This is a genomic window from Mycobacterium sp. E1715, assembly GCF_001667625.1.
In the GTDB taxonomy this organism is placed as follows: Bacteria; Actinomycetota; Actinomycetes; order Mycobacteriales; family Mycobacteriaceae; genus Mycobacterium.
This window is the reverse complement of the sequence record NZ_LZJJ01000394.1, coordinates 1-1841: the sequence shown is the minus strand read 5'-3', so window position 1 is coordinate 1841 and position 1841 is coordinate 1. Positions and strand designations below refer to the sequence as shown.

At 69.0% G+C, this 1841-nt stretch carries 1 protein-coding gene; it reads left to right on the top strand.

What is annotated here, in order from left to right; translation table 11 throughout:
* The coding region (locus tag A9X03_RS19305; protein ID WP_231975426.1) for a condensation domain-containing protein at nucleotides 1–1841 on the top strand (1841 nt) is incomplete at both ends.

Here is a 1841-nt window from a genome sequence, read left to right as displayed (position 1 = left end):
GCCCTGCCCGCGCCTGATTACCAGGGCGGCGGGCACTATCGCGCTCCCGGCGATGCCGTCGAGGAGATCCTGGCCGGTATCTATGCCCAGGTGCTGGGCGTGGAACGGGTCGGCATCGACGACTCCTTCTTCGACCTGGGCGGGGACTCGCTGTCGGCCATGCGTTTGGTGGCGGCGATCAATACCGGCCTCGACACGCTCCTCGGGGTGCGAACGTTGTTCGAGGCGCCGACGATTCGGCAATTGGCGCCGCATGTCCGTGCGGGTGAGGGCCGGCCGGCCCGAATAGTCGCCGGTGCGCGGCCGGCGGTGATTCCGTTGTCATTCGCGCAGAGCCGGTTGTGGTTCACCGATCAGTTGCAGGGACCATCACCGGTCTACAACCTGTCCGCGGCGATGCAGTTGGACGGACGCCTCGATGTCGACGCGCTCGGGGCGGCGCTGGCCGACGTGGTGGCCCGGCACGAAAGTTTGCGCACGGTGTTCGTCGCGCCGGAGGGGACACCCCAGCAGGTGGTCATCCCAGCGGAGCGGGCCGACTTCGGCTGGCGGGTGGTCGACGCCGAAGGGTGGCCGGCGAACCGCCTCCAGGGTGCCATCGAGGCGACGGCACGGCACACCTTTGATCTGGCCACCGAAATCCCGCTGCGCGCAGCCCTTTTCCGGGTCACCGCCGACCGTCACGTGTTGGTCGCCGTCGCCCACCACGTCGCCGCCGATGGGTGGTCACTGGTACCGTTGGCGCGCGACCTCGGAGTCGCCTATGCCGCCCGGCGCGCGGGCAAGGCGCCCGATTGGGCGCCACTTGCGGTGCAGTATGTCGATTACGCGCTGTGGCAGCAGTCCCTGCTGGGCGAACTGGATGAACCCGACAGCCCCATCGCCGCGCAGCTTCGGTACTGGCAGCACGCTCTGGCCGACCTGCCCGAGCATCTCGCCCTACCCACCGACCGGCCCTACCCCCCGGTGGCCGACTACCGGGGTTCCACCGTCGCCGTGGAATGGCCGGCGGAGTTGCAGCGACGGGTGCGCGAGGTGGCTCGCGAACACAACGCGACGAGCTTTATGGTGCTCCAGGCCGCGCTGGCGGTGCTCCTCGCCAAGGTCAGCGCGACTTCGGATGTGGCGGTGGGCTTTCCGGTCGCGGGTCGGCAAGACCCCGTGCTGGACGAGCTGGTCGGCTTCTTCGTCAACACCTTGGTGCTCAGGGTCGATCTGGCCCGGAACCCCACGCTCGCAGAGGTGTTGGCCCAGGTGCGGCAGCGCAGCCTCGCCGCCTACGAGCATCAAGACGTGCCCTTCGAGATGCTGGTGGAACGGCTGAACCCCACGCGCAGCCTCACCCATCACCCCCTGGTGCAGGTCATGTTGACCTGGCAGAACGACGGCCCCGCCGAGCTCACCCTGGGCGAGGCGCACGCCGCTGCGCTGCCATTGGACACGCACACGGCCCGAATGGATCTCGTGTTCTCGTTGGCCGAACGCTGGACCGAAGACGCGCAGCCCGCCGGCATCGGCGGTGCGGTGGAGTTCCGCACCGACGTGTTCGACACCGAGACCATCGAGACCCTGGTCGACCGCCTGCAGGGGGTGCTGGTCGCATTGACGACCGACGCGACCCTTCGGCTCTCGGCGATCGACCTGCTGGACGCCGACGAGCACCGCAGGCTCGATGACTTCGGCAACCGGGCGGTGTTGGCCGAGCCGTGGGTGCCGGTGTCGATTCCGGCGTTGTTCGCCGCGCAGGTGGTGCGTGCGCCGGGTGCGGTGGCGGTGTCGTGCGAGGGCCGGTCGTTGACGTATCGGGAGTTGGACGAGGCGTCGAATCGGTTGGCGCATCT